This window comes from Xanthomonas sp. 3058, assembly GCF_014199765.1.
GTDB classification, from domain to species: domain Bacteria; phylum Pseudomonadota; class Gammaproteobacteria; order Xanthomonadales; family Xanthomonadaceae; genus Xanthomonas; species Xanthomonas campestris_B.
The window spans coordinates 26,151-48,624 of sequence record NZ_JACHOF010000028.1 but is presented as its reverse complement, the minus strand read 5'-3'; the positions used below and the strand labels follow the sequence as shown (position 1 = coordinate 48,624).

General features: G+C 64.3%; 17 protein-coding genes. 7 read left to right on the top strand and 10 right to left on the bottom strand.

The window, feature by feature from the left end; all coding sequences use genetic code 11:
- Positions 1–140: 140 nt before the first annotated feature.
- The gene (locus GGR61_RS20005) at positions 141–1,901 is read right to left on the bottom strand and encodes a glycoside hydrolase family 97 protein (RefSeq protein WP_184623607.1); all 1,761 of its coding nucleotides are present in this window, start codon (positions 1,899–1,901) and stop codon (positions 141–143) included.
- A gap of 262 nt (positions 1,902–2,163) precedes the next feature.
- On the bottom strand, positions 2,164–4,383 hold the full coding sequence (locus GGR61_RS20000) for an ankyrin repeat domain-containing protein (RefSeq protein ID WP_184623605.1): 2,220 nt from the start codon (positions 4,381–4,383) through the stop codon (positions 2,164–2,166).
- A 218-nt stretch (positions 4,384–4,601) separates the two neighbouring features.
- Here GGR61_RS20000 and GGR61_RS19995 point away from each other — a divergent pair, with 218 nt between their 5' ends.
- Positions 4,602–5,522: a hypothetical protein gene (locus GGR61_RS19995; RefSeq protein WP_184623603.1), complete on the top strand. Its 921-nt coding sequence runs from the start codon at positions 4,602–4,604 to the stop codon at positions 5,520–5,522.
- Between the two features lie 174 nt (positions 5,523–5,696).
- Here GGR61_RS19995 and GGR61_RS19990 read toward each other — a convergent pair whose 3' ends face one another.
- The gene (locus GGR61_RS19990; RefSeq protein WP_184623601.1) at positions 5,697–7,193 is read right to left on the bottom strand and encodes a hypothetical protein; all 1,497 of its coding nucleotides are present in this window, start codon (positions 7,191–7,193) and stop codon (positions 5,697–5,699) included.
- 282 nt (positions 7,194–7,475) lie between these two features.
- Here GGR61_RS19990 and GGR61_RS19985 point away from each other — a divergent pair, with 282 nt between their 5' ends.
- Positions 7,476–8,021, top strand: coding sequence for a hypothetical protein (locus tag GGR61_RS19985; RefSeq protein ID WP_260289055.1), 546 nt, complete (start codon positions 7,476–7,478; stop codon positions 8,019–8,021).
- 538 nt (positions 8,022–8,559) lie between these two features.
- Here the strand turns inward: GGR61_RS19985 and GGR61_RS19975 are convergent.
- On the bottom strand, positions 8,560–10,146 hold the full coding sequence (locus GGR61_RS19975) for an SDR family oxidoreductase (RefSeq protein ID WP_184623599.1): 1,587 nt from the start codon (positions 10,144–10,146) through the stop codon (positions 8,560–8,562).
- 431 nt (positions 10,147–10,577) lie between these two features.
- Between GGR61_RS19975 and GGR61_RS19970 the strand changes: the two genes are divergently transcribed.
- Entirely contained in the window at positions 10,578–11,357 is a 780-nt protein-coding gene (locus GGR61_RS19970) for an SPFH domain-containing protein (protein WP_184409539.1), read from the top strand.
- A gap of 192 nt (positions 11,358–11,549) precedes the next feature.
- On the opposite strand, the gene GGR61_RS19965 is transcribed toward GGR61_RS19970, so the two are convergent.
- Both GGR61_RS19965 and GGR61_RS19960 read right to left on the bottom strand, forming a co-directional pair.
- Positions 11,550–12,149 (bottom strand): TetR/AcrR family transcriptional regulator, encoded by a 600-nt coding sequence (locus GGR61_RS19965; protein WP_184623597.1) that lies wholly within the window; start codon positions 12,147–12,149, stop codon positions 11,550–11,552.
- Positions 12,146–12,763 carry an NAD(P)H-dependent oxidoreductase gene (locus tag GGR61_RS19960; protein ID WP_184623595.1) on the bottom strand — a complete coding sequence of 206 codons (618 nt, stop codon included), beginning with the start codon at positions 12,761–12,763 and terminating at the stop codon, positions 12,146–12,148. The genes GGR61_RS19965 and GGR61_RS19960 overlap by 4 nt, the downstream gene beginning before the upstream one ends.
- A gap of 221 nt (positions 12,764–12,984) precedes the next feature.
- On the opposite strand from GGR61_RS19960, the gene GGR61_RS19955 reads away from it, so the two are divergent.
- Together GGR61_RS19955 and GGR61_RS19950 are read left to right on the top strand one after the other, a co-directional pair.
- Positions 12,985–13,959: a glutathione S-transferase family protein gene (locus GGR61_RS19955; protein ID WP_184623593.1), complete on the top strand. Its 975-nt coding sequence runs from the start codon at positions 12,985–12,987 to the stop codon at positions 13,957–13,959.
- A gap of 73 nt (positions 13,960–14,032) precedes the next feature.
- Positions 14,033–14,428, top strand: coding sequence for a VOC family protein (locus GGR61_RS19950; protein ID WP_184409530.1), 396 nt, complete (start codon positions 14,033–14,035; stop codon positions 14,426–14,428).
- Between the two features lie 241 nt (positions 14,429–14,669).
- On the opposite strand, the gene GGR61_RS19945 is transcribed toward GGR61_RS19950, so the two are convergent.
- The 3 genes from GGR61_RS19945 to GGR61_RS19935 form a co-directional block, all read right to left on the bottom strand.
- Positions 14,670–15,131, bottom strand: coding sequence for a DUF4126 family protein (locus GGR61_RS19945; RefSeq protein ID WP_184623591.1), 462 nt, complete (start codon positions 15,129–15,131; stop codon positions 14,670–14,672).
- A gap of 136 nt (positions 15,132–15,267) precedes the next feature.
- Entirely contained in the window at positions 15,268–16,221 is a 954-nt protein-coding gene (locus tag GGR61_RS19940; RefSeq protein WP_260289053.1) for an alpha/beta hydrolase-fold protein, read from the bottom strand.
- 255 nt (positions 16,222–16,476) lie between these two features.
- Entirely contained in the window at positions 16,477–17,100 is a 624-nt protein-coding gene (locus GGR61_RS19935) for a YiiX/YebB-like N1pC/P60 family cysteine hydrolase (protein WP_184409527.1), read from the bottom strand.
- 149 nt (positions 17,101–17,249) lie between these two features.
- Between GGR61_RS19935 and GGR61_RS19930 the strand changes: the two genes are divergently transcribed.
- Both GGR61_RS19930 and GGR61_RS19925 read left to right on the top strand, forming a co-directional pair.
- Positions 17,250–17,591 carry a DUF3817 domain-containing protein gene (locus tag GGR61_RS19930; RefSeq protein ID WP_184623587.1) on the top strand — a complete coding sequence of 114 codons (342 nt, stop codon included), beginning with the start codon at positions 17,250–17,252 and terminating at the stop codon, positions 17,589–17,591.
- A gap of 138 nt (positions 17,592–17,729) precedes the next feature.
- Entirely contained in the window at positions 17,730–19,700 is a 1,971-nt protein-coding gene (locus GGR61_RS19925) for a S9 family peptidase (RefSeq protein ID WP_184623585.1), read from the top strand.
- Between the two features lie 139 nt (positions 19,701–19,839).
- Here the strand turns inward: GGR61_RS19925 and GGR61_RS19920 are convergent, their stop codons facing one another.
- Positions 19,840–22,164, bottom strand: coding sequence for a S9 family peptidase (locus GGR61_RS19920; RefSeq protein ID WP_184623583.1), 2,325 nt, complete (start codon positions 22,162–22,164; stop codon positions 19,840–19,842).
- Positions 22,165–22,474 lie beyond the last annotated feature (310 nt).

Here is a 22,474-nt window from a genome sequence, read left to right as displayed (position 1 = left end):
ACTCCGCCACGGCCATGCCCGCGTCGGCCTGCTTGATAAACCCGATGATCTGCTCGGTGCTGAATCTGTTCTTCTTCATGTCCGTCCTCTTGGGGGCACGGACTTTATAGCTTCAGCTGGTACGGCTCAGTGGGGGCAGGTCACCAGGCATCCGGGCGGGCAGGTACGTCGCGCAGTTCGGTGAGGGTCCAGTGGCCGCGCTTGAGGAAATCCAGCGTCAGCGTCATCGGCGTGGTGTCGCCTCCGTTGATGGCTGCGATAAACCAGTCGCGTCCATGGCGCCTGGCCATCGCGGCCACCTTGCCCGGTGCGCTGCCGGGTAGCACGATGGTTTCGTCCCAGGTCGCCGGCACGCGCTTGAGGACATCCCGCGCGGGATTGGCCAGATAGCTCTGCGGATGCCCGCCCATCGCGAGGAAGGGCGAGGTGAACAGCACCGCTTGGGCGAGTTCGTGCGCCCAGCTGTTGCCGACCAGCTCCTTGGGCTCGAACACGGTCGGGGTGTAGTCGGCGGGGCCGACGACGTAGCGGGTGAACGGCAGGATGGTGTCGTGCTCGGCGGCCAGTACGCGCTTGTAGCGGGTGATGTGCCATTCGTGGCCACGCACCGCTTCGCGGGTGAGGACATTGGGCCAGGTGCGTTCGGTCCCGCTGGGTTTGGCAGAGCCGTGGAAATCGACCATCAGCTTTTCGGCGGCGGCATCGCGCGCCATGTCGGCGTACCAGTTTGACCATTGGCGGTCGTCCGGGCCGGGGAAGTCGACCTTGATGCCGACCAGGCCGGTCTGGGCGATCTGCCGCAGCAGCGCCTTGCGCTGGGCGGCATCCTGCGTCTCGCGGCTATGCACCCACAACCAGACGCCAATGCCCTGGCTGCGGGCGTAACGGGCGGTGTCGGCCAGGGTTTGCCAGGGCCGCTTCCACGCGCGCCAGCCATCGTCGACCAGGTAGTACTCGAAGCCCAGGCTATGCGTCCAATCGACCCACTGCCGCTGGTCGTCCTCGTGCGGCTCGGCGATTGCCAGCCACTGCCAGGTCGAGCGGCCGGGGCGAATCCAGGCTGCGTCGGCCAGGCCGGGCGATGGCGGCGGGTTGAGGTTCTGCACCAGCGTGGTGTTGACCAGGTCGGTCAGTGTGCGGGCGATGATGGTGACCCGCCACGGCTGCACGATCGCCGCATCGGTGTGCCAGCCCTTGGGGTCGGCATACAGCACCCCGGACAGGCCGCCATTGGCACTGCGCTCGATGGCCAGGTCGCCGTAATCGACGACTGCCGCCTCGCTCAAGGTGATCCAGAATCGCTTGCTGTGCGCGGTGAGCGGCAAGCTGTAGCGTCCAGCGCCGAGGCTGCCCAGGGACTGGGTGGTATAGCTATTCTCGGAATCAGGCAGCAGTGCGGTGGCCCAGACCGGTGGGTCGTGCTCGGCCAGCGTCCAGCCGGAACGGTCGGCCTCGACGGTCGTGCCCGTGCGCGCGGGCAGGCGCAGGCGCACGGCCACGCCATCGTCGGCCACATGCAGGTCGGCGGCGAAGCTGCGGCCGTGCGCGTTGAGCGTCACCGTGGCGGTGTTGGCGCGATCGATCGCCATGGCCTTGCCGCCGGTAAACCTGTAGCGGGTATTTCTGGAGCCGCGTTGCACGCTGCCGATGCGGGTGGTCTCACCAAGCTCCAGGCCGTCGACGCGGATGCCCAGCGGCGATGGCGCCAGCACCGCCTGGCCATCGGCAGCGACGCTGTAGCGCAGCGCGCCGTCGTCGTCGCTGAGCACCGCCACGATCGTGCGATCAGGACTGGAGACGGTGACCGAGCGCGCCTGCACGCCGGCCGTCGCTGCGATGCCGAGAAGGAGCGCGATCCAGATGCCAGTCGTGCGTCGCCGATGCTGCGTCTTCGATGCCATTGCGTCCCACTGCGAGCGTCTGGAGAGCACCGCATTATCGCATGGCATCGATCATCGGGACTGCGATCGGTAGCGGGCAATGGAAGTGCAATCAAGCTCGGCGTTCGCTACGCATCACCGATGACCAGTGCATGGCGCGCTGGCATGCGGGTGCGCCATGCACGCCACCGCAAGACGGCGGGCATCGAATCATCAATGCGGTAAGCAACGGGCCGAGGATGGCTGTCTGCGGGTTATCACGCACCAGCCCCGCACAGCATGCTCACTGCAGCACTTCGCGCACCGGCTGTAACGAGGTCGCAAGCAAGTCGGCAGCACGTTTTCCATCGTTGTCTCTGATGGTCTTGTCAGCGCCTCTTTCCAGTAACAGCCGGTAATTGGGCATGCTCTGGTCGTCGCTTTCATGCGCGGCGGCGTAGTGCAACATGGTACGGCCCGTGGCATCGCGCGCGTTGATGTCGATCCCCAGACTCAGCAGAAAATCCAGAAAAGCCACTTCCTTCGGAAACGTGTGGCGCGGTAACCAGTGACGGGAGGTGAGGTTGTGCAACAGGGTTTGTTGGCCCGGTTGCAGGGCGAGCGGGTCCAGTCCCTTGGCCATGATCAGGCGGACCAGGTCCGGCTGGAAACAATAGGCCAGCGACGAACGCCCATCGGCCGCGGTGCGGGTGGCATCGGCGCCCAATTCCAGCAGCGCGGTGATGGGGCTGTCGCTGTCGAGCGTGTGGGACAGCAGTGCCGATTGCAGCGGAGTGTAGTGCAGCGAGTCGTCGGGGTTCTGCGCGATGGCGCGCGCGTTGATATCGGCGCCGCCGGCAACCAGCACGCGCACCTTTTCGCCGGTGCTGGCGGTGTGCAGCGGCGTGGTGCCGTGGATGTCGCGCACGTTGGGATCGGCGCCGTGCGCCAGCAGCACGCGTGCGGTGGCGACGCCGCCCCAGCCGAGCATGGTGGTGCCGTTGTCCCAGCGTGCGTCCGGGTCGGCGCCGGCATCGAGCAGTGCCTCCAGCATGTCCAGATAGTCCTGCAGGCTGAGGTGGTTGCGCAGCTTGCTGTCGACGTCTTTCACCGCCTCCTGGCTGGCCTGCTGCAACGCGTGCTTGGCGGCGAGATAGCGTTCGCGCGTCTCCGCGTCCTTGGCGTTCGCGATCATTGCATCCAGTAAGTCGAGGTTGCCGATGCTGAGGCTGTCGATCAGGTGCTGACGGTATTGGGTGCGCGTCATGGCAGCGATCGGGCCGCGGGTGACCACCAGATCGTGCAGCGGCCAATAGCGCTGGTTCGCCCAGCCGTCGACGCGTGCGCCGTTGGCGATGAGCCAGCGCACGGTGGCCAGCGTGCTGTGTTTGACTGCGGTATTGAGCGGTAGCAACCGCGTGTTGAGCGTTGCGCCGGCCTTGAGTAGGCGCGCGATCATGGCCGTGTTGTCGTGCCGGGTGGCGTAATTGATGGCGGTGGAAAATTCCTGATCCGACGCGATGTGCTCGCTCAGCCAGTCGCTGTCCGGCGTGCAGTCGGGCACGGCGCCTGCCAGCAATGCCGCCTCGATACCCGCGAGCGAGTTGGCGCGTGCCGCGTCCAGCAATGCGCGATCGGCCGCACTGCGCTCCACTACCGGCAGTGGCGGCGTGTCGTTGTCTGGCTGTGCCGGGTCGCGCTGCAGCCAGGCCAGCCACGCCTTGGCGCCCTCGCTGCCGGCATCCAGGTAGAACGTGTCGTTTTTCTGGCCATTGCCGAAGCGCATCCACGAGGCCCATTCGGTGCCGGCCATGCCCAGCGCCGACATCTGGGTGATGAAGCTGAAGAAATCCGGTGCCAGCGCCAGGCCGTGCAGCATTTCCAGCTCGTGCGAGAAATAGCGCACCGGTTGCCTGGCGGGATCCGGGTGCGTGGTGTCGATGGTCAGCCAGTCGCCATTGATGAGGGTGTAGAAGGCGAACTGGTGTTCCCACAGTGCAGGGCTGTTGGGTGCTTCGGACAGGTCGCGATCGGCCAGTTCCTGCTTCCAGTCCAGAAAGATGGGCAGGGCCATCGTGTCGATATGGGTCAGGCTCCACACCGCGTCGCGGTTGCAGCTCATGGACGGCAGGTCTTGCTGTTCCATCGCGCGCAGATGCGAGGGCACGTACCAGCCGAAGCTCACCTCCGCCGACAACTCACGCAGCACGCGGCGCAGTTGGGTGGGGACCGGCATGCGGTGGCGGTCTTCGAGCGTGAGCAGTTGACGTTCGGTTGCCGGCGGGGCGATCAGCAACGGCGTCACCTGCCAGTGGCGCTTGCGGGCGATGGCTTCCATCCAGCGCCATTTCGCTTGCCATTGCGTCCAGTGTGTCTGCATGGTGGTGTCCTGTGTGGTGCAGGCGCCGAGCACGCCCGCTGTGGCCAGGGCCACGAGGCCGGCCTCGAGAAACTGACGACGGGTGACCTTGCTCAGATGCGGTTCCTCGCGGAAGGCGGAAGAGAGGGCGGCTTGCGGGGCCAAGGATAATCCGCAAGGCGACAAGCGCCTGTCAGCAGGCAACGCGTGTGCGATACGCCAGGGCGCGACCTGGTGATGCCTGCGCCGGAGACCTTGCGCTCTGCTGCCGGGTCTCGATAATCGGCACGATACCGCGTTGTGGCTGCGATGGATGCGGCCTGCAGGCAGCTGCGGCTGAAATCCATCAGTGCATGGGCAACGTCAATCCAAGGAGGACGCAGATGCAATCAACATCGCACCTGGACGACAGGTTCGCCCCGGCCACGCGGCTGTATGCGCTGCTGGCGCGCGAGGGGGGAACCGGGGTGATCTTTCGTCGTGGGCCCACCAAGCAGGTGCAGTTGATCGCTTGGGATTTGCGCACCGATACGTTCGAGCATGGGCAGTGGTTCAAGGGCCGCATCTACGAGCGACGTTGCGACCTGTCTCCGTCGGGCCGGTTGCTGGTGTATTTCGCAGCCAAGCACAAGGGAGATTTCGGGACCTGGACAGCGCTGTCGCGCCCACCGTTCTTCACCGCGCTGGCGCTATGGCCCAAGGGGGATGCGTGGGGTGGCGGTGGTGTGTTCGAGGACGAGCAGACGTTGCTGTTGAATCATCGCCCGCATGCAGGCCGCGAGCCGTTTCCACTGCCGACCGGCTTCCGCCTGAAGCATGGGATGACGGTGCGGCCGTTCGGGCAATGGTCTGGCGGCGGCGAAGACGAGCCGATCGACAGCATGCTGCGGCAACGCGATGGTTGGCGAACGATCGACAGCGGTGAGGGCGAACGCGGCGGTTTGCGAAGCGGAGTGCTCTACCGTTTCACGCGCCCACGCGTGTGGGAGAAGGACGGCAGTGGCGGGCGTCGGCTGCAATCGCTGTTGCATGCCGTGGGGCGCCAGAACGATGCGTGCTATGCGCTGGATCATCGCGTGCTGGACCGCGATGGCGTCGTGCTGGTGGAGTTGCCCGGCACCGACTGGGCCGATTGGGATGGCGGTGACCTGGTGTATGCGCGCGGGGGCTGTCTGTATCGGCTACGCAAAAGCGATTTTCGGCGCTATCCCGAGCAGGGCGAGCAGGTGGTTCGGCTGCTGCATGACTTCAGCACTGCGCGGTTTGCGCCGGTTGCACCATCGGCGGAGGCGCTACGCTATTGAGAGGCTGTGTGCGACGCCTGAGCCCTGCCGGCACTGCAAGCTGACAAGGCCTTGGATATCCGGCACCGCGTTGCCTGCGCGGCGCCGCCGCTTGCGGCAGTAAACGGCAGACCTGCAAGGCCTCGGTACACGGATGGGCCGCGCCAGCGTCGTATCGACGTGGTCGTGCTGCAATCAGGCGCCATCGTTGGTGCGCAGTTGATTGAGCAGCAGCACGTGCAGCACCGGTGGCATGGGCACAGTGCGTTCCCCATGCTCCCATTGCTGCAGAAATGGCGCCAGCCACTGGCGATGCCAGGCAGTTGGACGGGCGCGTGCGGCCAGCCGCTGGCGTAACTGTTCGACATAGGCGTTGGCACGTGTCTGTTCGCCGCACTCCAGGTGGAAGAACACGAATGCCAGCAGCACGCTGTCCGGGCTGGCGAAGATCACCTCAGGCGGCACCACGCCGTTGTCGTTGCCGTGTTCCAGCAGCTGCAGCCAAACATCGGCGGAGCGTTGGAACCAGGGGCCAGTCAACTGATCGGCAATGCGCCCAAAATAGTGCGCATCCAGCGTGGGCAGGGCAGTCGCCAGACGGGCCAGCGCAGCGCTCAACACGGCGTCGCCATGGGCTGGATTCAGCGCCCAGCCGCCGTAGGCGCCCACGTCTGCGCTGTCCAGGATCTCCTTGCCCAGGAAGGTTGTCGCGCTAGCCATGCAATGCAGGTCATGCAGCTGCGTGGTTGCCGCACGCTGCTGCCAGGCCAGCAGGCGCGCATGCTGCAGCCCTGCCTGGACCATCAGCTCGCCCAGGGCCGGGTCATAGCTGGCCCACAGGCAGTGACGGCTGCCATCGTGGTCGCGGATCCATTGCCAATGATGGCTTGCTTCCACCGTGACAGCAGACCAGCCAGCAGCGCGCAGCGATGTGCCGAGGTGTTGCTCCACCAGTTGCGGGAGCAGCTCGCGCAGACGCACCTGCTGACGTTGGGCCTTGTCACGCGCTGTGCGTAAGGCGGCTGGCGTGCGCTTGGGTTGCAGGAAAAAACGCAAACCCATTTCGCGCTCGATCTCACCGACGCCGACGCTATCGGCCAGCCGCGGCAGGGCCAGGTCCTCGGGCGCGCCACGCCGAGGTTTGAGCCCGCGCTGTGCAGCCAGCGCACGGAGGGAGTGCAGCGTGTCGGAAGCGAGCAGGCCATCCAGGGTGGGGGCGATCCCGTCGGCAGCGTCGAAGGTCTCGTCCAGCCAGCCGTTGACCAACAGGCCATAGCAGTCGGTGAACAGCGCGCTGTCATCGGCCTGGTCGGCAAGCATCAACAGGTCGCCGAACACGGCTGCCAGCGGCAGCGTTTGGCCGGCGTCTGCTTGGCGGTAGACCATGCGTGCCTGGCCTTGCCACTCCAGGTAGACCGCGCCCTGCGCGTCCTCCAGCCAACCCGGTGCTTCGGCGGCCAGGGCCTGCGCGCGCAGGGCCGCGTCGTCGATGTCCTCGGCCGCTGCACGCACCAGCACGCCATGGCGCAGTAGCTCGGTGTGCATGCGGAACCAGGTCAGGCCGGTGTCGTAACGCGCCTGTAGCCGAAGCAGGCTACGCATGAGCGCTGCCTTGTGCGCGCCACTCACGGTGCTGCGATCGACCAGATGGATGCAGTGCTCGATGAAGTCCTCGATGGCGTGTTGTGACATCCGTGCGTCCTCTGCGGCAGTGGTCAACGTCCAGGCGTCATCATGCCAGTGGTGTGGGCAACCGCGTAAGCGTGAAGCGCCGGGCGGGACGCGTGCCGCTTGGCGCGGAGCAGCATGTCCGTTCGTGCGCTGCTGCGCACTTTCCATCTCAGGCCGTCGTCTGTGATCAAGAACTGCAACGTCGCGCCGCTACTGCAAGCTCAATGGAATCACTGGATTGCGATAGTGGAGAGTGCGTTGAACACATTGAGTCGATTACTGGTCTTGTCTCTGGCGGCTGCGATGCCGGCCATGGCCGCAGAGCCTGCGCCCTCGCCAGCCGATGGTGCCGGCGCGCGCATCCGGATGTTTGGTCAAAACGGCGTTGGCATCGTGCTGTACAAGGATGCGGTGTGTACGGCCAAGTATGGCGAGAAGGTGCGCGCGTCCGGTTCGCTCAAAAGCGCTTTCGGTTCGTTGATGGGCTCGGTGAAGAATGAGGCGATCGGCATCCCGGAGACGGAGAGCACGCGTCATCTGCGCGACCGGAAGATGATCGGCTCCAAGCCGTTCTACAAGGAATACATGATCGAGCCCGGTAAGCCGGTCGTTGTGGAAGCTGGTGCAAGCTCGCCGGCGCACTGGAGTCAGGCGCCTGGTTACCACAGTGGCTGGAGCTGCGGCGCATTGCTTGCTTCCACGTTTGTTCCGCAACCTGGCGCAGATTACGAGGTGGCCTTGAACCTGGATTTTCGTAGCTCGGTTTGCACGCTGGCCGTCAACCGTGTGGATGCGAATGGTCAGGTCAGCCCTGTGGATGTTGCGCCCGTGGCCAAAGACTGCAAGTAATTGCAGCCCATCGCCGCAGCAGAAATAAGACAGGTGCAGCGCAAGCGCTGCACGAGTGGCAATGGCCACTCTCGGATGCTCGATCGCATGCTGTCACGCCGGTTATTGCTGGCGACGTGTATCGCCGCGATTGCCTGGGTTACTCCTGTGGCTGTCGCGCATCCGGGTGGATTGAACAAGCACGGCTGCCACAACGACCGCAAACACGGTGGCTATCACTGTCACCGCTCCGCCAGTGGCGACGGCAAACCGACGACCGCGGCCGAGCCGCTTGATCGGTCCCCGTGGATTCCGTCGGCCGGGGCGGTCTTCCGCAATTGCGCAGAAGCTCGCGCAGCTGGCGCTGCACCGGTGCGGCGTGGCGATCCAGGATATGGCCCACATCTGGATCGCGATCATGATGGCGTGGGATGCGAGCCGTCGCGTCGGCGCTGATTCACCACGCGATCCTGTTGGCGCATCACTGCAATGCGTGGCGCATCCGGGTTGCCAGCATGCGCCACGCATCTGTGCTGGATGCGTGGCCCAGTACCACCCCTCACCAATCCGTCGGCGCGTAATCCTTCAGGAACTGCCCCCACACGTGCTCGCCGGTGTTGAAGCCGTGGATGATCGGGTCGACGATGCGGGCGGCGCCATCGACGATGTCCAGCGGCGGATGGAAGCGTTCTTCCTTGACCTTGAGTGCGGCGATGTCGGCCGGATCCTCGTCGGTCACCCAGCCGGTGTCGACGCTGTTCATGTGGATGCCGTCGTTCTGATAATCGGCCGCCGAGGTGCGCGTCATCATGTTCAACGCGGCCTTGGCCATGTTGGTATGCGGATGCCGGGTGGTCTTGAAGTTTCGGTAGAACTGCCCTTCCATCGCCGAGACGTTGACGATGTGCTTGTCGCGCTCGGGCGTGCGCAGCATCAGCGGCTTCAGGCGCGCATTGATGATGAAAGGCGCGATGGCGTTGACCAGTTGCGTCTCCAGTAGCTCCACCGAGGGCACTTCGGCCAGCAGCAGGCGCCACGAATTGCGCCCGCGCAGATCCACCTGTTGCAGATCCTGATCCAGGCGTCCATCGGGGAACAGATGCTGCTGACCCACCAGCTCGTCGTCCAGCAGCGCCACCTGCGACAGCTCGGCGGCGCGGGTGAGTCCGTCGGCATCGGCGAGGCCACGCCCGTGCACGGCCGGCAGTGCGGTGGCCGAGGCTTCCCGCAAGAGCTCGGGCGTACGCAGGCCTTCGTAATGACCGACCAGCTTGCGCACGGTCTCCGGCAACTTATGCAGCGCGGCGGTTTCGCCGGCCATCATGTGCGCGTAGAACTGCGGCGGGCGGCGCACGGTCTGGCAGGCGTTGTTGATGATGAAGTCCAGCCGCTCGCGGGTGGCCAGCAACTGGCTGCAGAACGCTTCCACGCTGGGTGTGTGGCGCAGATCCAGGCCGAACACCTGCAGGCGATGGCCCCACTCTGCGAAGTCCGGTTCCTGCGCATACCGGGCGGCCGAATCGCGCGGGAAGCGCGTGGTGACGATCAATTCGGCACCGGCACGCAGCAACTTCAGGCCGGCCTGGTAGCCGATCTTGACCCGGCCGCCGGTCAGCAACGCCACGCGTCCGCGCAGGTCGGCGGTTTCGGTGCGCTTGAAGAAATTCAGCTCCGCGCAGACCGGGCACATCTGGTCGTAGAAGTGGTGCAGCTGGGTGAATTTCTGCTTGCACACATAGCAGTGGCGCAACTCCGGCGAATGCGTGGGCTCCGGCGCGGCGGTGGCGTTCTCGCCGTTGTGTGCGTCGTGCAGGCCGGCGGCATGCGGCGGGAAGACGTTCGGGGTACTGAATACCGGCTTGCGCCGCAGTGCGCGGATGCCGCGTTGTTCGAGCAGCGCCTCGGCCTTGCGCACTTTTTCCTGATGCCGTTCGCGCTCGCGCTGCTTGAGCAGCTGCCGCCGCGCCTTCGGTTCGGGGTGATAGACCTTGGCCACCACCTGGTGCAGCCGCACGCGGTCGGCCTCGGGCAGTGCATCGAGCACGCTGCGGTCGGCATCGATGGCTTCCAGCAGGTCCAGCGCCACGCGCAGGCGGTCGGTCAGGGGCAGGTCGTCGGCGGGCGGGGGCGGGGCGTTGGTGTTCAAGATGGATCCGGAAAAGAGCGGTGGAAAGCGAAGCGAGTGCGGCGAAGGCCGCTGGCAGTCCGCAACGGAGCGTGGGCCGGTGAGGGCAGTGGCCTGACCCTGACGCAGCAGGTCGGAGCCCTCGGCTACGGCTAGTTTCGCCGATGCAGGGGCGTTGGCGCCAATGGCGTGTCAGGCCGGGCCGGCGCTGGCGGGGACTCCGGCGCGGCTGGCGTCTCTGTTTGGGTTGTGGGGGGCGGCAGATCCAATGCTGTGCCTGCGGCGCGATCGCCTGTGAGCGCCGGTGTGAAGCGCCTTGCGTGCCGCCACCTGAAACGCGGGGGAAGGGGCGGCAAGCTGGATGCGATCGCGCCAAGGATTGGCTAATCTTTCGCAATACACCGGAAGGGCATGCTGCCCGTCCATACAAGGGGATATCGATGAAGACGGTTGTGCTGGCCACTGCGCTGGCCGGTTTGCTCTGTGCGTGTACCGTGGTTTCACCCGATCCGGGTCAACAGGCGGTACTGGTGGATAAGCCCATGTTCTTCGGTAAAGGCGGCATCCGTCTGGACGATGTGCGCGATCCTGGGCGCACGTATACATGGGTAACCACCTCTGCGTCGTATGTGGATGTCACACCGCAGACCGTGCAGGTGGCGTTCGACGATTTCTCATCCAGCGACAACATCCTGTTGGATTTCTCCACCCAGATCCAATACCGGATCACGGCGCCAGCACTGCTGCTGTCCGGTTTCGGGCAGGACTGGTTCAAGAACAATGTCGCCAGCCAGTACGCCTCGATCGTGCGCGATCAGGTCAAGCGCTACGACATGACCAAGATGATGAGCGACCCGGATACCGCAAAGAAGATCGACGATTCGGTTACCCAGAACGTCAGTGCGCTGGTCAAGCAGCAAGGCCTGCCGATCCAGATCCAGAACATCACGCTAGGCCGCGCGCGCCCCAATCCGGATGTGTTGCAGCAGATGAACCTCACTGCTGCGCAGCAGCAGCGTGTCAAGACGTTGGTGGAGGCGACAACCGCAGAGCGGCAGCGTGAGCAGGAACAGGTTGCCAAGGCCGATGCCGACAACGCGTATCGCAATCGCATGGGTCTGACGCCCGAGCAGTACTTGGCCAGCCAGATTGCCGAACTCAACGCCGATGCCTGCAAAAAAGCGCAGGCGTGCTACATGGTGCCGTCCGGCACCTCGGTGATCGCCAGATAGCGTGCGTCGCCAATCATCGGCAAGGCAACGTGTGTTGCCTTGCCGTTGCATGTCTTGGGCTTCAACAGCCGGTGGTCATTGCGGAGTTGAAGACGTTGCAATGCGTCGTGCGTTGGGGAATGCCATGCAGGTCAATCCAGCGTTCCAGTGACGGCTCACGTGGCCGGCAATTTCCTTATTGTCCTGGCTGCGTTAACCGCTTCGCTCGACCATGCCCAGAATGATCGCCTGCAGTTCGTGTTGCGCCTGCGCTTCGCTGAGATCGCCGGTAACGGCGGCATCGGAGAGTGCGTCGGCAGCGCCGAGCATGGCCCATAGGCTGGCTGACGAAATGCCGGAGGAGGGGCAAAAAGGCGCCAGCAGCGCTGCGCACTTTGCGATGAAGGCGTGTTGGTATTGCTTTTTGACGGCGGCCAGTTCCGGGGAGCCGGTCAGGGCGGCGACGACGCCGGAGATTTCGCGTCCCTGGGTCAGCACGCAATTGACGTAGCTGGTGGCGATGACGCGTGCCTTGTCCTGCAGGGTCGCCGCAGCGGCCTCGACGGCGGCGTCGAAGAGCACCGTCTGGCGCGCGTCGTAATCCTGGTAGAGCGCGGCCAACAGCCCGTTGCGGGTACCGAAGTGGTCGTACACCACCGGTTTGGTCACGCCAGCCGCGTCGGCCAGCCTGCCCAGCGTCAGGGCATCGGTGCCTTCATCGCCGATCAGTTGCCATGCCTTTGCCAGAAGCTGACGCGTGCGTTCTTCCCTGGGCAGGCGGCGACGTGGCGATCCATCGGGCGGTGAACTCATCGGGACTCTGCGGCGCTTGGGCAATGTTCGGCAAACAGCTTACGGCCAATCGCCCATGCGGTCTCCAGATGCGCCGCCGGAAAGCCAGGGTCGGAGGCAAGCAGAAACTGCGATGTCGCGACCGGTGCGCCGCAGTAATCGAAGATGCCGTGGTCGATCTGCGTCTGCATCGCCTGGTCGTAGCCGTGGCGAGCGAAGGTCCCTGCGTCCGCACCGCCCACAGCCACCAGGTGGATCTGCAGGCGCTGCAGCTTCTTCATCACTTTGCCGTTTTCCGATTCCGCATAGGCCCAGCCGTTGGTGAACACTCGGTCGATCCAGCCTTTGAGCAAGGCAGGAAACGACCACCAGTAGATCGGATAGACCAACACCAGTGCGTCGGCCCGATCGAGCCGCGCGTGTTCGGCGGCGACGTCTGCCGGTGCCGGCGCCTTTTTCTGGAACAGGGCGATGTCCGCCGCAGTGAAGCGTGGGTCGAATCCTTCCGCCGCCAGATCGGCGATTTCGACCGTGTGCCCGGCCTGGGACGTGGCGAGCCCATCGGCAATACGGTCGGCAACCGCATGGGTCAGTGATTGGCTGTCCGGGTGTGCAACGACGATCAAGGTGTGCATGAATTCGCTCGGTGGCAATGACTTACCATTAGTAACTTACTTTTAGTAGATTGTCGACCTCGGCGGATATTCGTCCTGCACTGCTGGCCGATCCACGCCTGCTGCCCATAGGCGTGCAGGGTCACTGCAACGCTGTGTTTGCCCATGAACGCCCTACCATCGCGCTGCCTCCAAATCGTCTGCGTTACGGTGATCTCTCAACGTTGCAGAAGGACAAACGCATGGGCCTGTTGGTCGACGGCAAGTGGCAGGACGGTTGGTATGACACCGACAAAAGCGACGGGCGTTTTGAACGTTCGCAATCGCGTTTTCGTAACTGGGTGACGCGCGATGGCAGTGCGGGTCCACACGGGGAAGGCGGTTTTCAGGCGGCTGCCGGGCGTTACCTCCTGTACGTGTCGCTGGCCTGTCCGTGGGCGCACCGCACGCTGATCTTTCGACGCCTGAAAGGTCTGGAGTCGATGATCGACATCTCCGTCGTGCACTGGCTGATGGGCAAGCAGGGCTGGACGTTTGCGCACGGCCCGGGCGTGGTGGACGATCCGATCCATCATGCGCGGCATTTGTACGAGGTCTATCTCAAGGCCGATCCGCACTACTCCGGGCGCGTGACCGTGCCGGTGCTGTGGGACCGCGAGCGCAACACCATGGTGAGTAACGAGTCGGCCGATATCATCCGCATGTTCAACAGCGCCTTCGACGATGTCGGCGCTGCAGAAGGCGACTTTTATCCAGAGCCGTTACGCGAGCAGATCGACGCGATCAATGCGCGCGTGTACGACACCGTCAACAACGGTGTGTACAAGGCAGGCTTTGCGACGACGCAGGCCGCCTATGAAGAGGCGGTTGTGCCGTTGTTCGACAGCCTGGACTGGCTCGAAGCGCGCCTGGGGCAGCAGCGCTATCTGTGCGGCGACCGCCTCACTGAAGCGGACTGGCGCCTGTTCACCACGCTGGTGCGCTTTGATGCGGTGTATGTGGGGCATTTCAAATGCAATGTGCGTCGCATCGCAGACTATCCAAATCTGTCCGGATTCCTGCGCGAGCTGTACCAGATCCCGGGCGTCGCTCAGACCGTGGATTTTCAGCATATCAAGCAGCATTACTATCAGAGTCACGACATGATCAATCCGACCGGCATCGTTCCGATCGGGCCGGAGCTGGACCTGGACGCAGCGCATGGGCGTGGCGATTGAACAGCGCTACCGATGCAACCTCTCGCATGGATTGGCCTATGCTGCACGTCCTTAACGTAGGCGGGAGCGCGACATGCTCAATCATGTGATGGTGGGATCGAACGATATCGCGCGCTCGCGCGCGTTCTACGATGCGGTATTGGGTCGTGTCTTCGGCGCACCCGCACCGATGGTCAATCAGGCGGGCTCCGGCCATACGCGGTTGTTCTACCGGCATGCTGGCAGCATGTTCTGTGTCAGCGAGCCGATCGACAACGCGCCTGCCACGTGCGGCAATGGAACCACGGTCGGCTTTACCTGTGACTCGCCGGAGCAGGTGCACAGATTCCATGACACCGCCGTCGCTGCCGGCGGCGTCTCCATCGAAGATCCGCCAGGCTTGCGAGAGGGCAGCATGGGGCCGACCTGGTTGGCCTACGTGCGCGATCCCGATGGCAACAAACTCTGTGCCATTTATCGGCCCGCATAAACCCTGGTGCCTACCGCGTACTTGGGTAATCGGTCACCCGGAGGTTCGGCGCGCTGTTCTTGCGTGGATCTGTCAAATGCCGACAATGCAACAGCATTGATGCTGTAGCGGAGTGGGTCCAGTGGCCGTGCACGCTTGGGTGCGCAAGCGTGCGCATGCCGGTCCTGAGTGACAACAGTACGACGATGACGCGATGCGTTACCGCTGGCATCCACCAGCGGCCCCAGCGCGGTGCACGCTTCTATTGCTTTGCGGCACTACGTACGATCAACGTCGCCGCTCCCACCGAGATGGCATCTTCAACGGCACCGGTGCTGGTCTGGCCGTAGCGCTCGATCGCGCGCATGCGCAGGTTGAAAGTGAGGTAGGCCGCTGCCACCGCCGTGGTGGCGCCCAGCAATGCGGCAACTCCACGCTGGTGGCGCGGCGCCAGCGCCGCACCGACGATCACGCCAGTGGCAATGCGGGCGATCATGCCGGCGGGCACGATACGGTCGGGTGCGGTTTTCATCTTGTCGCCGGCCAATTCACCGCCGGCGAGCGCGAGCATGCCGGCCGACGCCAGCGGATTGGCCAGGAGCATCGGTGCGCCATTGTCGGCAGGCAGGTTGCCGGTGCGTGCGGCATTGGCAACTGCAGCCAGCGGGGTCATCGAGCGCATGCCGGCGACGGCGCCCATCAGGATCGAATGAATCAGCGACATGTGAACCTCTGCAGGGTCTTGCATGCAGCCTGAGCACAACGGCCTGCCCGCATGCACGTAGATAGGTACGACCAGCAGACTAGGTCCTGCGATGTGTGCGAGATGGCAAGGTGGCGCCAAGCCGGCGTGCACCGCTTCAAGGTGGTGCGGTGACCCCCAGCAGCGACTTCAACCCGTGCGTGATGCCACGTGGTGCGACGCTCAGGTGATCTTCGTCGTTGAGCACATCGAGTTCGATGTGAAGCGATGGATAGTGTCTGGAACGCAATGTCCGCACCATCGCCTGCGCGTCGGTCACCATGTCGTGGTTCTGGTGGTAGCGCATTTGTTCGTACTCGCCGACGTACAGGTACACCGTTGCCGGCAGATCGGAACGGCTGGATGCGGAGGTCGCCTCCTGCGCGATGAGCGCATGCTGGCCGTACCAGTACGAGGGACTACCGAGGAGATAGCCGGAAAACATCTGCGGTGTATCCAGCAGGATTTGCGTACCCAGCAAGCCGCCGTAGGAATGCCCGAGAAACAGACGTCTGCGTTCGTCGGTGCGGTAGCGGTTGGCAACGAAGGGCAGGACAGACTGGCGAAGGTAGGTTGCGTAGGCGACGCTGCCGCCGTGTGCGGCATTGGGCGGCGCAGTCTGGCCATCCTCCAGTGTCGGGGTGTAATCGCGCCGGCGGCTGGGCATCGGCTCCTCGCCCACTGCATACGACAGCCCAACGAGAATGAAGTCTTCGATCGCCGGGCCTTCGCCATTGAGGCGTCGTGCGATCTGTCGTACCACCGGAAACGCGTAATCGGCGTCGGTGACGTAGAGCACGGGGTAGCGACGTTGCGGGTTGTCCGCATAGCCACGCGGCAAGGAGACGAACACCTGGTAGCGACGCCCGGAGGATGGGTCCGGCACATCCCAGACCTGGCTGTCGAGCATTGCGTAGGGCTTGCCATCGCCACGTTGCGTGCCCACCGCCGTGGCCGCTGGCGCTTCAGCCTTTGCCGGTGTTGGCTGTTGCCCTGCGACGTGCGCCGGCGGCGCCTTGGTGCAGCCAGCGCATAACAGGGTGAGCAGTGCCGCTCGCAGTACATGATTCAACGTGGTCTCCTTCCGGTGTGGCCATATCCCAACAGAAACCTGGGGGGTGAGTGTCATGCAGAGCGGCCTGAAGTTGGTGTCGCTTGCCTGTGTGCTGCGTGTGGTTTGATGTTATCGGACCGATGCCTGCATGGATGGGTGTACTCACTTCGCCTTGTGCTGGACGTGCGAGATGCTGCGGCGATGCAATGCAAGCCTGTGTTGAAACCAGTGCAGGCACGGTGCCGTGACATGCACATCACTGCGCATGGAAGCTCAATTCAGCTGGCCGAGATAATGCAGTGCAGGCGCGCGTGCCATGTCATTCGGATTGGTGCCTGGTAGTCCTTGCGGAACGTCCATGCCCTTGCTGCGATAGAAATCGGTCCAGTACGGCGAGATCTTGCCGGTGTGCGGATTCTTGAAGTTCATTGGTTGCAGCGCAAAGACCTGTTGCGCGCGGAAGGCGCGTTCGATGAAGTCCGAGCAGTAATAGCTGTCGTCGTCCTGCACATAGGTCTGGTTGTAAGGCTTGCCCAGCATGCGCCGTGCCTGGGCGATGGCAGCCGGGATCGCCCCGCGATAGGCCTCGGTGAGTCGATAGACGCTGATCTGGCGATGCTTTGCATTGGCGTCGACGACGAAGTCGCTCAGTGCCTGCTGGCGCGAGCCTTTGTCGTCGGCATGCAGGACCACTTGGGTGTCGCCATCGCCGGCGACCAGCGCCACATGATCGAAGCTGGGCGCATCCTGCCTGGCGGTGGCGTCATCGATGGCGCCGCTCAGGCCGGTGCGTGCGGCGGTGACGAACAACAAATCGCCGTCCTGCAACTGCAGCGCCATCGACGTTGTGGGCAGGCATGCCAGTGCGAGCAAGGCGAGTAGGAGAAGTAAGCGCATGGAGGCAGGGCAACTGATGCAAGGGGCGCCATTATCGCCAACAAACGCGGCGGGCTGGCGATGCGGTAGGCGGTCTGTAAAATGCGCTTGCCAGCGGGCGTCGCCGCCGCCATCGCGTCGCGGCAATTCGTGTCTGTCTGGAGTGTTGCATGCGTGCTTCTTCTGCTTCTGCGTTATCGCCGATCGGCCGGCTGTTTGCAGTGGCTGCCTTTCTGGAAGGCCTGACCTGGGCCGGGTTGCTGCTCGGCATGTTGCTGAAATATGGGCTGCAGACCACCGATGTCGTGGTCTGGCTATTCGGGCGTCTGCACGGCGCTGCGTTCCTGTTCTATGTGGCGGTCAGCATCATCGCCGCGCTGCGTTTGCGCTGGCCGTGGTGGGCCTGGGGGCTGAGCCTGTTGGCCGCGCTGCCGCCGTTGGTGACGGTGCCGCTGGAGATGTGGTTTCGGCGCATCGGTTTGTTGGGCGGACGGGCGCGCGGTGGTGGCTGAGTGTGCTGCTGCTCGTTGGACCTGGTATGTGCCCGCCTCATGTGACAACGCAGTGCAAAGCAGTGCTACCGGCCGAGGTGGACGCGCTACAAGGCCTTTGCCACCATAGGGCGACCAAGGAAGACGTGGAGTGCAGCAATGCGTGATTGGATGATGGCGGCGGCCCTTGCCATGGCAGGGGTGCTCGCATTGCCGCTGTGCGCGCAGGCGCAGCAGCAGTCAGTGGATCTGGCACCGTATCTCAAGAACGACCAGTTCGAGCGGATCAAGATTTCGCCGACCGGTGCCTACTACGCCATCACCATGCCGCTGGAAGATCGCACCGTGCTGGGTGTGGTACGGCGTCAAGACAAGGTCGCCACGGCAAAGGTCACCGGTGGCGCCAATAGCGGGGTGGACGATTTCTGGTGGGCCAGCGACGACCGCATCGTGGTGTCGATGGCGCAGCAGTTGGGCTCGCGCGATCAGCCAGTGGCGATCGGCCAGCTGCACGCCATCGATGCCGATGGCAAGAATGGCCGGCTGTTGGCCAGTCCGTATGGCACCAATCCGGATATCAACGGCGTACAGCTGAAGATGGACCTGGAGCCCGGCACGTTCATGCTCGATACCTTGCCCGGTGATCCGCGCAATATCCTGGTGTCGGCGATCCCGTTCGTTGGCGATCCGAGCGTGCGCATCGATAAACTGGATATCCAGACAGGCCGGCGCAGTACCGTGGCGACCTCGCCGGTGCGTCGGGCGAGCTTTGTGACCGACCAGCAGGGGCGCATCCGGTTTGCGCAGGGCTCGGATGTGGAAAACACCAGCAAACTGTATTACCGCGACAACGACGATGCGCCATGGCGGTTGATCAACGATTCGGCCACCAGCCGGCACCGCGAGTTTCCGCTGGGGTTTTCTGCCGATGGCAGGCAAGCCTATCTGGAGGTGGAGCAGGCGTCCGGCAGCAATGTGGTCGTGGCGTGGGATCCAGCGACGAGCAAGTCGGCGCCGCTGTTGCATGACGACACCGTCGATCCATACCGGATCCTGCGCGACTTGGACGGCACCACGCCGATCGGTGTGAGCTACATGAGTGACCGGGTACGCAACCGCTTCTTCGATGAGAAGGCACCCACCGTAAAGCTGTATCGCAGCCTGGAAAAAGCCTTCGATGGCAATGCGATCTATATCACCTCGGCCACCAGCGATCGTCGCTTGGTGCTGGTCTATGTCTGGAGCGATCGCAATAACGGCGACTATTATCTGTTCGATACGGTGAGCAAGCATGCCGACCGTGTGTTCAGCCGCCGCGAATGGTTTCCGCCCGATGGCGTGCCTGCGACGGAGCAGGTGAGTTTCAAGGCGCGCGATGGCCTGGAACTGCATGGCTATCTGACCCGACCATTGCATTCCGAGCCCGGCAAGCCGTTGCCGCTGATCGTGATGCCGCACGGCGGGCCGTTCGGTGTGTTCGACAAGTGGGAGTTCGATGACGACACCCAAGTGTTGGCGGCAGCCGGTTATGCGGTGCTGCGTGTCAATTATCGCGGCTCAGCCAACTACGGACGTGCCTTCACGCAGGCCGGTGCCAAGGAGTGGGGCGGACGCATGCAGGACGATGTCACCGATGCCACGCGCTGGGCCACGACCCAAGGCATTGCCGATGCCACGCGCATCTGCATTTACGGCGCCAGTTACGGTGGCTACGCGGCGCTGATGGGGGTGGCCAAGGAACCGACGCTCTACCGCTGCGCCGCCGGCTATGTCGGCGTCTACGATCTGAACATGATGGCGCGCGATACGGCGCGCTATGCGCGCTGGGCCAAAAACTGGACCGGCGATTGGCTGGGCGCGCGCGAAACCCTGGCGGCGCGTTCGCCGGTGACATTGGCAAGGCAGATCAAGGTGCCGGTGTTTCTTGCCGCAGGCGGCAAGGACGAGCGTGCGCCGGTGGAGCACACCGAGCGCATGGAGCGCGCATTGAAAGTTGCAGGCGTTCCGGTAGAGGCGCTGTACTTCCCGAACGAAGGCCACGGGTTCTACACCGAGGCGCATCGCCGCGCGTACTACACGCAGCTGCTGGCGTTCCTGAGCAAGCAGCTGGGCGGCGGCATCGCCAAATAATCCACGTGTTGGTGAGGTGCCGTCTTCGCAGGCAACGCGCCCGAAGCCGATCGGCGTCGCGTTGGGACGCACAGATGCGGTCTTCGCACCGAAGGGATGTCTTCGGCGCGATGGCACCCGGTGAGCGCCGAAGACCGCCTCAGTTCTTCGGCATCGGCTTCATCTGATACTCCGCTGGCGGTGTGGCGCCGAGCAGGTACTGCACGAAGTAGTCCCAGCGGCGACGCGTGACATACGGGGTGAGATCGCCGTAGCCATGTTTGGCGTTGGGCAGCATCAGCATGTCGAAGTTCTTGTTGGCCTTGATCAGCGCATCGGCCACCAGCAAGGTCAGATACGGCGGCACGTTGTCGTCCAGCGTGCCGTGCACCAGCATCAGCTTGCCTTTGAGATTGCCGGCACGGCCGGCGTTGGCCTGGTCGTCGTAGTTGGAGGTGCCGTCGGTGTTGACGATGTGTTCGCCGTGATATTTCTCGGCCCAGTCGTCCTCATACCCGCGGTTGTCGTGATTGCCGCTTTCCGACCAGGCGACCTTGAAGAACTCCGGATAACGCAGCATCGCGCCGGTGGAGGCATTGCCGCCGCCGGAATGGCCCCAGATGCCGACCCGGCTCAGATCGATCCACGGGTAACGTTTTCCGAGTTCCTTCAACCCGGCCACCTGATCGGGCAGGGTGTTGTCGCCCATGTTGGCGTACCAGGTGTCGTGGAAGGTCTTGCTGCGCCACGGCGTGCCCATACCGTCGATGGCGACGACGATAAAGCCGAGTTCGGCCAGCGATTGATTGTCGCCGTGGCCGGCCAGGAAGCTGCGGCCGCGCACCGAGCCGGTCTGCGGGCCGGGATAGACGTAGTCGATGACCGGATAGCGGCGCGTCGGGTCGAAATTGGTGGGCTTGAACATCAAGCCATACAGCGTGGTCTTGCCATCGCGCGCCTTGACCGTGATCGGCTCCGGCGGCACCCAGCCGGCGGCCTTGAGGCGGCTGATATCGGCGGTGGCGATGGTGCTGACGGTGCGCCCGTCGCCGGCATCGCGCAGCAGCGTGACCGGTGGCGTGACCGAGGTGGAATAGGTATCCACAAAGCGCGCGCCATCGGGCGACAACGCAATGCTGTGATCGGCGACCTCGGGCGTGAGCAACACCGGTTCGCCGCCATCCAGGCTCACCTTCCACAGCTGTTGGTAGTACGGGTCCACGCCCGGGGTACGGCCGACGCCGACGAACCACGCGGTGCGCGTGACCGGGTCCACGCGTAGCAACTCGGTGACGTTGCCGGTACCGGTGGTGATGGCGCGCTTGGGTTTACCGGTGGACAGGTCGTAGAGGTACAGCTGGCCCCAATCGCTGCGTTCGGAAAACCACACCGCTTCGTTGCTGCCAGGCAGATACGCCCAGTTGGCGGCGACCTGGCCGCTTTCGTAATAGGTGTTGGCGGTTTCATCGAAGGCGGTGCGCACCTCGCCGGTGGCCACGTCGGCGATGCGGAACCACGCCTGCTTGTGGAAGCGCGAGGTGGAGACGAACGCCAGCGTCTTGCCGTCGGGCGCCCACTTCACATCGTCCCAGAGCCCTGGCGAGCAACTCACGTCGTCGCACAGCGTGGAGCGGTGCTGATCGGGCGGCAGTTTCAGCCGCAGCACGCTGCGCGTGGGCACGTCGATGATCACGCGCTCGATCATGGTGACGTCCTTGTCGCCGGCCAGCGGGTATTTCCAGGCCTGCAGTTCCGGATGCCCGAGCTTGGTGCTGACCAGGTACATGTCGCCGGTCTTGCGCTGGTCCTGCTGGAAGGTGGCGATCTTGCGCGAGTCCGGCGACCACGCCACGATGGCGTGGTCGCTGTGCTGCCAGCCGGCGTTGTCGGTGGCGTAGCCGAAGTTCTCCACGCCATCGCGGGTGAGCTGGGTTTCCTGGCCGCTGGCCAGATCGCGCACCCACAGGTTCCAGTTTCGGATGAACGCTTCGCTGCGCTTGTCCGGCGACAGTACGCCCGGTTCCGGCTTGTCTGTCGTGTAGACCTTGCTGCACCGCGCCCGTACATCGCAGCTCACCGCTGTGTCGCGGGTGCTGAAGCGGTAGCGACCATCGGCGGTGAGCTTGACGCGCGGTGCCAGCGTGTCGGCCTTGATCGGTTTGTCGCCGGTCTTCAACAGACGGTTGAGCGAGGCGGCCAGCGCGGAGGGCTTGAACAGCGGCGCGGTCTTGCCGGTGGCAGTGTCCAATTGCAGCAGGCGGTCGCCGTTGGCATCGTGATCGACATAGGCCACGTGAGTGGCGTCCAGCCAGTCGATGCGCGTGGCGGCATGGTCGACCAGCGGCTGCGCGGCGTAGCTGATCAGGCGTTCGGCACGGGCGTAGTCGGCCTCGCCGACATTGGGGGCCTGCGCGCAGGCGATGGCGGGCAGGGCGGCCAGCGCGATGGCGGCGAACAGGTGCCGCATCGGCAACAGGGTGGGCATGCAGAATTCTCCGGGACGAAGGGAGCGCGCAACCACGGCCAGCGCGACCGCCCGATGCTACCGGCCTGGCGCGGCGCCTGCCTCTGCCAGAAGTCGTGCTTGCGCTATTGTCGCCTGTGGCGGGCCGCACCCGCTTCGGCGAGCGACGCAGCCGAGAAAGCGGACCGGTGAGCGCATCGAGCGGTTGCCGACGTGGCCTGCATGCGCCGATGATAGGTCGGCCACTGACTACGAGAACGTTCCGCCATGAACGACGCTTCTCTGGGTCCACGCATCACCATGCGGCACGATTTTTTGCTGAACGCACGCA

Bases quoted from the DNA above. Each gene is read 5' to 3' on its own strand.
- GGR61_RS20005 (WP_184623607.1), bottom strand. From the start codon at position 1,901: ATGGCATCGAAGACGCAGCATCGGCGACGCACGACTGGCATCTGGATC.
- GGR61_RS19995 (WP_184623603.1), top strand. From the start codon at position 4,602: ATGCAATCAACATCGCACCTGGACGACAGGTTCGCCCCGGCCACGCGG.
- GGR61_RS19990 (WP_184623601.1), bottom strand. From the start codon at position 7,193: ATGTCACAACACGCCATCGAGGACTTCATCGAGCACTGCATCCATCTG.
- GGR61_RS19985 (WP_260289055.1), top strand. From the start codon at position 7,476: ATGCCGGCCATGGCCGCAGAGCCTGCGCCCTCGCCAGCCGATGGTGCC.
- GGR61_RS19965 (WP_184623597.1), bottom strand. From the start codon at position 12,149: ATGAGTTCACCGCCCGATGGATCGCCACGTCGCCGCCTGCCCAGGGAA.
- GGR61_RS19960 (WP_184623595.1), bottom strand. From the start codon at position 12,763: ATGCACACCTTGATCGTCGTTGCACACCCGGACAGCCAATCACTGACC.
- GGR61_RS19955 (WP_184623593.1), top strand. From the start codon at position 12,985: ATGGGCCTGTTGGTCGACGGCAAGTGGCAGGACGGTTGGTATGACACC.
- GGR61_RS19950 (WP_184409530.1), top strand. From the start codon at position 14,033: ATGCTCAATCATGTGATGGTGGGATCGAACGATATCGCGCGCTCGCGC.
- GGR61_RS19945 (WP_184623591.1), bottom strand. From the start codon at position 15,131: ATGTCGCTGATTCATTCGATCCTGATGGGCGCCGTCGCCGGCATGCGC.
- GGR61_RS19935 (WP_184409527.1), bottom strand. From the start codon at position 17,100: ATGCGCTTACTTCTCCTACTCGCCTTGCTCGCACTGGCATGCCTGCCC.
- GGR61_RS19930 (WP_184623587.1), top strand. From the start codon at position 17,250: ATGCGTGCTTCTTCTGCTTCTGCGTTATCGCCGATCGGCCGGCTGTTT.
- GGR61_RS19925 (WP_184623585.1), top strand. From the start codon at position 17,730: ATGCGTGATTGGATGATGGCGGCGGCCCTTGCCATGGCAGGGGTGCTC.
- GGR61_RS19920 (WP_184623583.1), bottom strand. From the start codon at position 22,164: ATGCCCACCCTGTTGCCGATGCGGCACCTGTTCGCCGCCATCGCGCTG.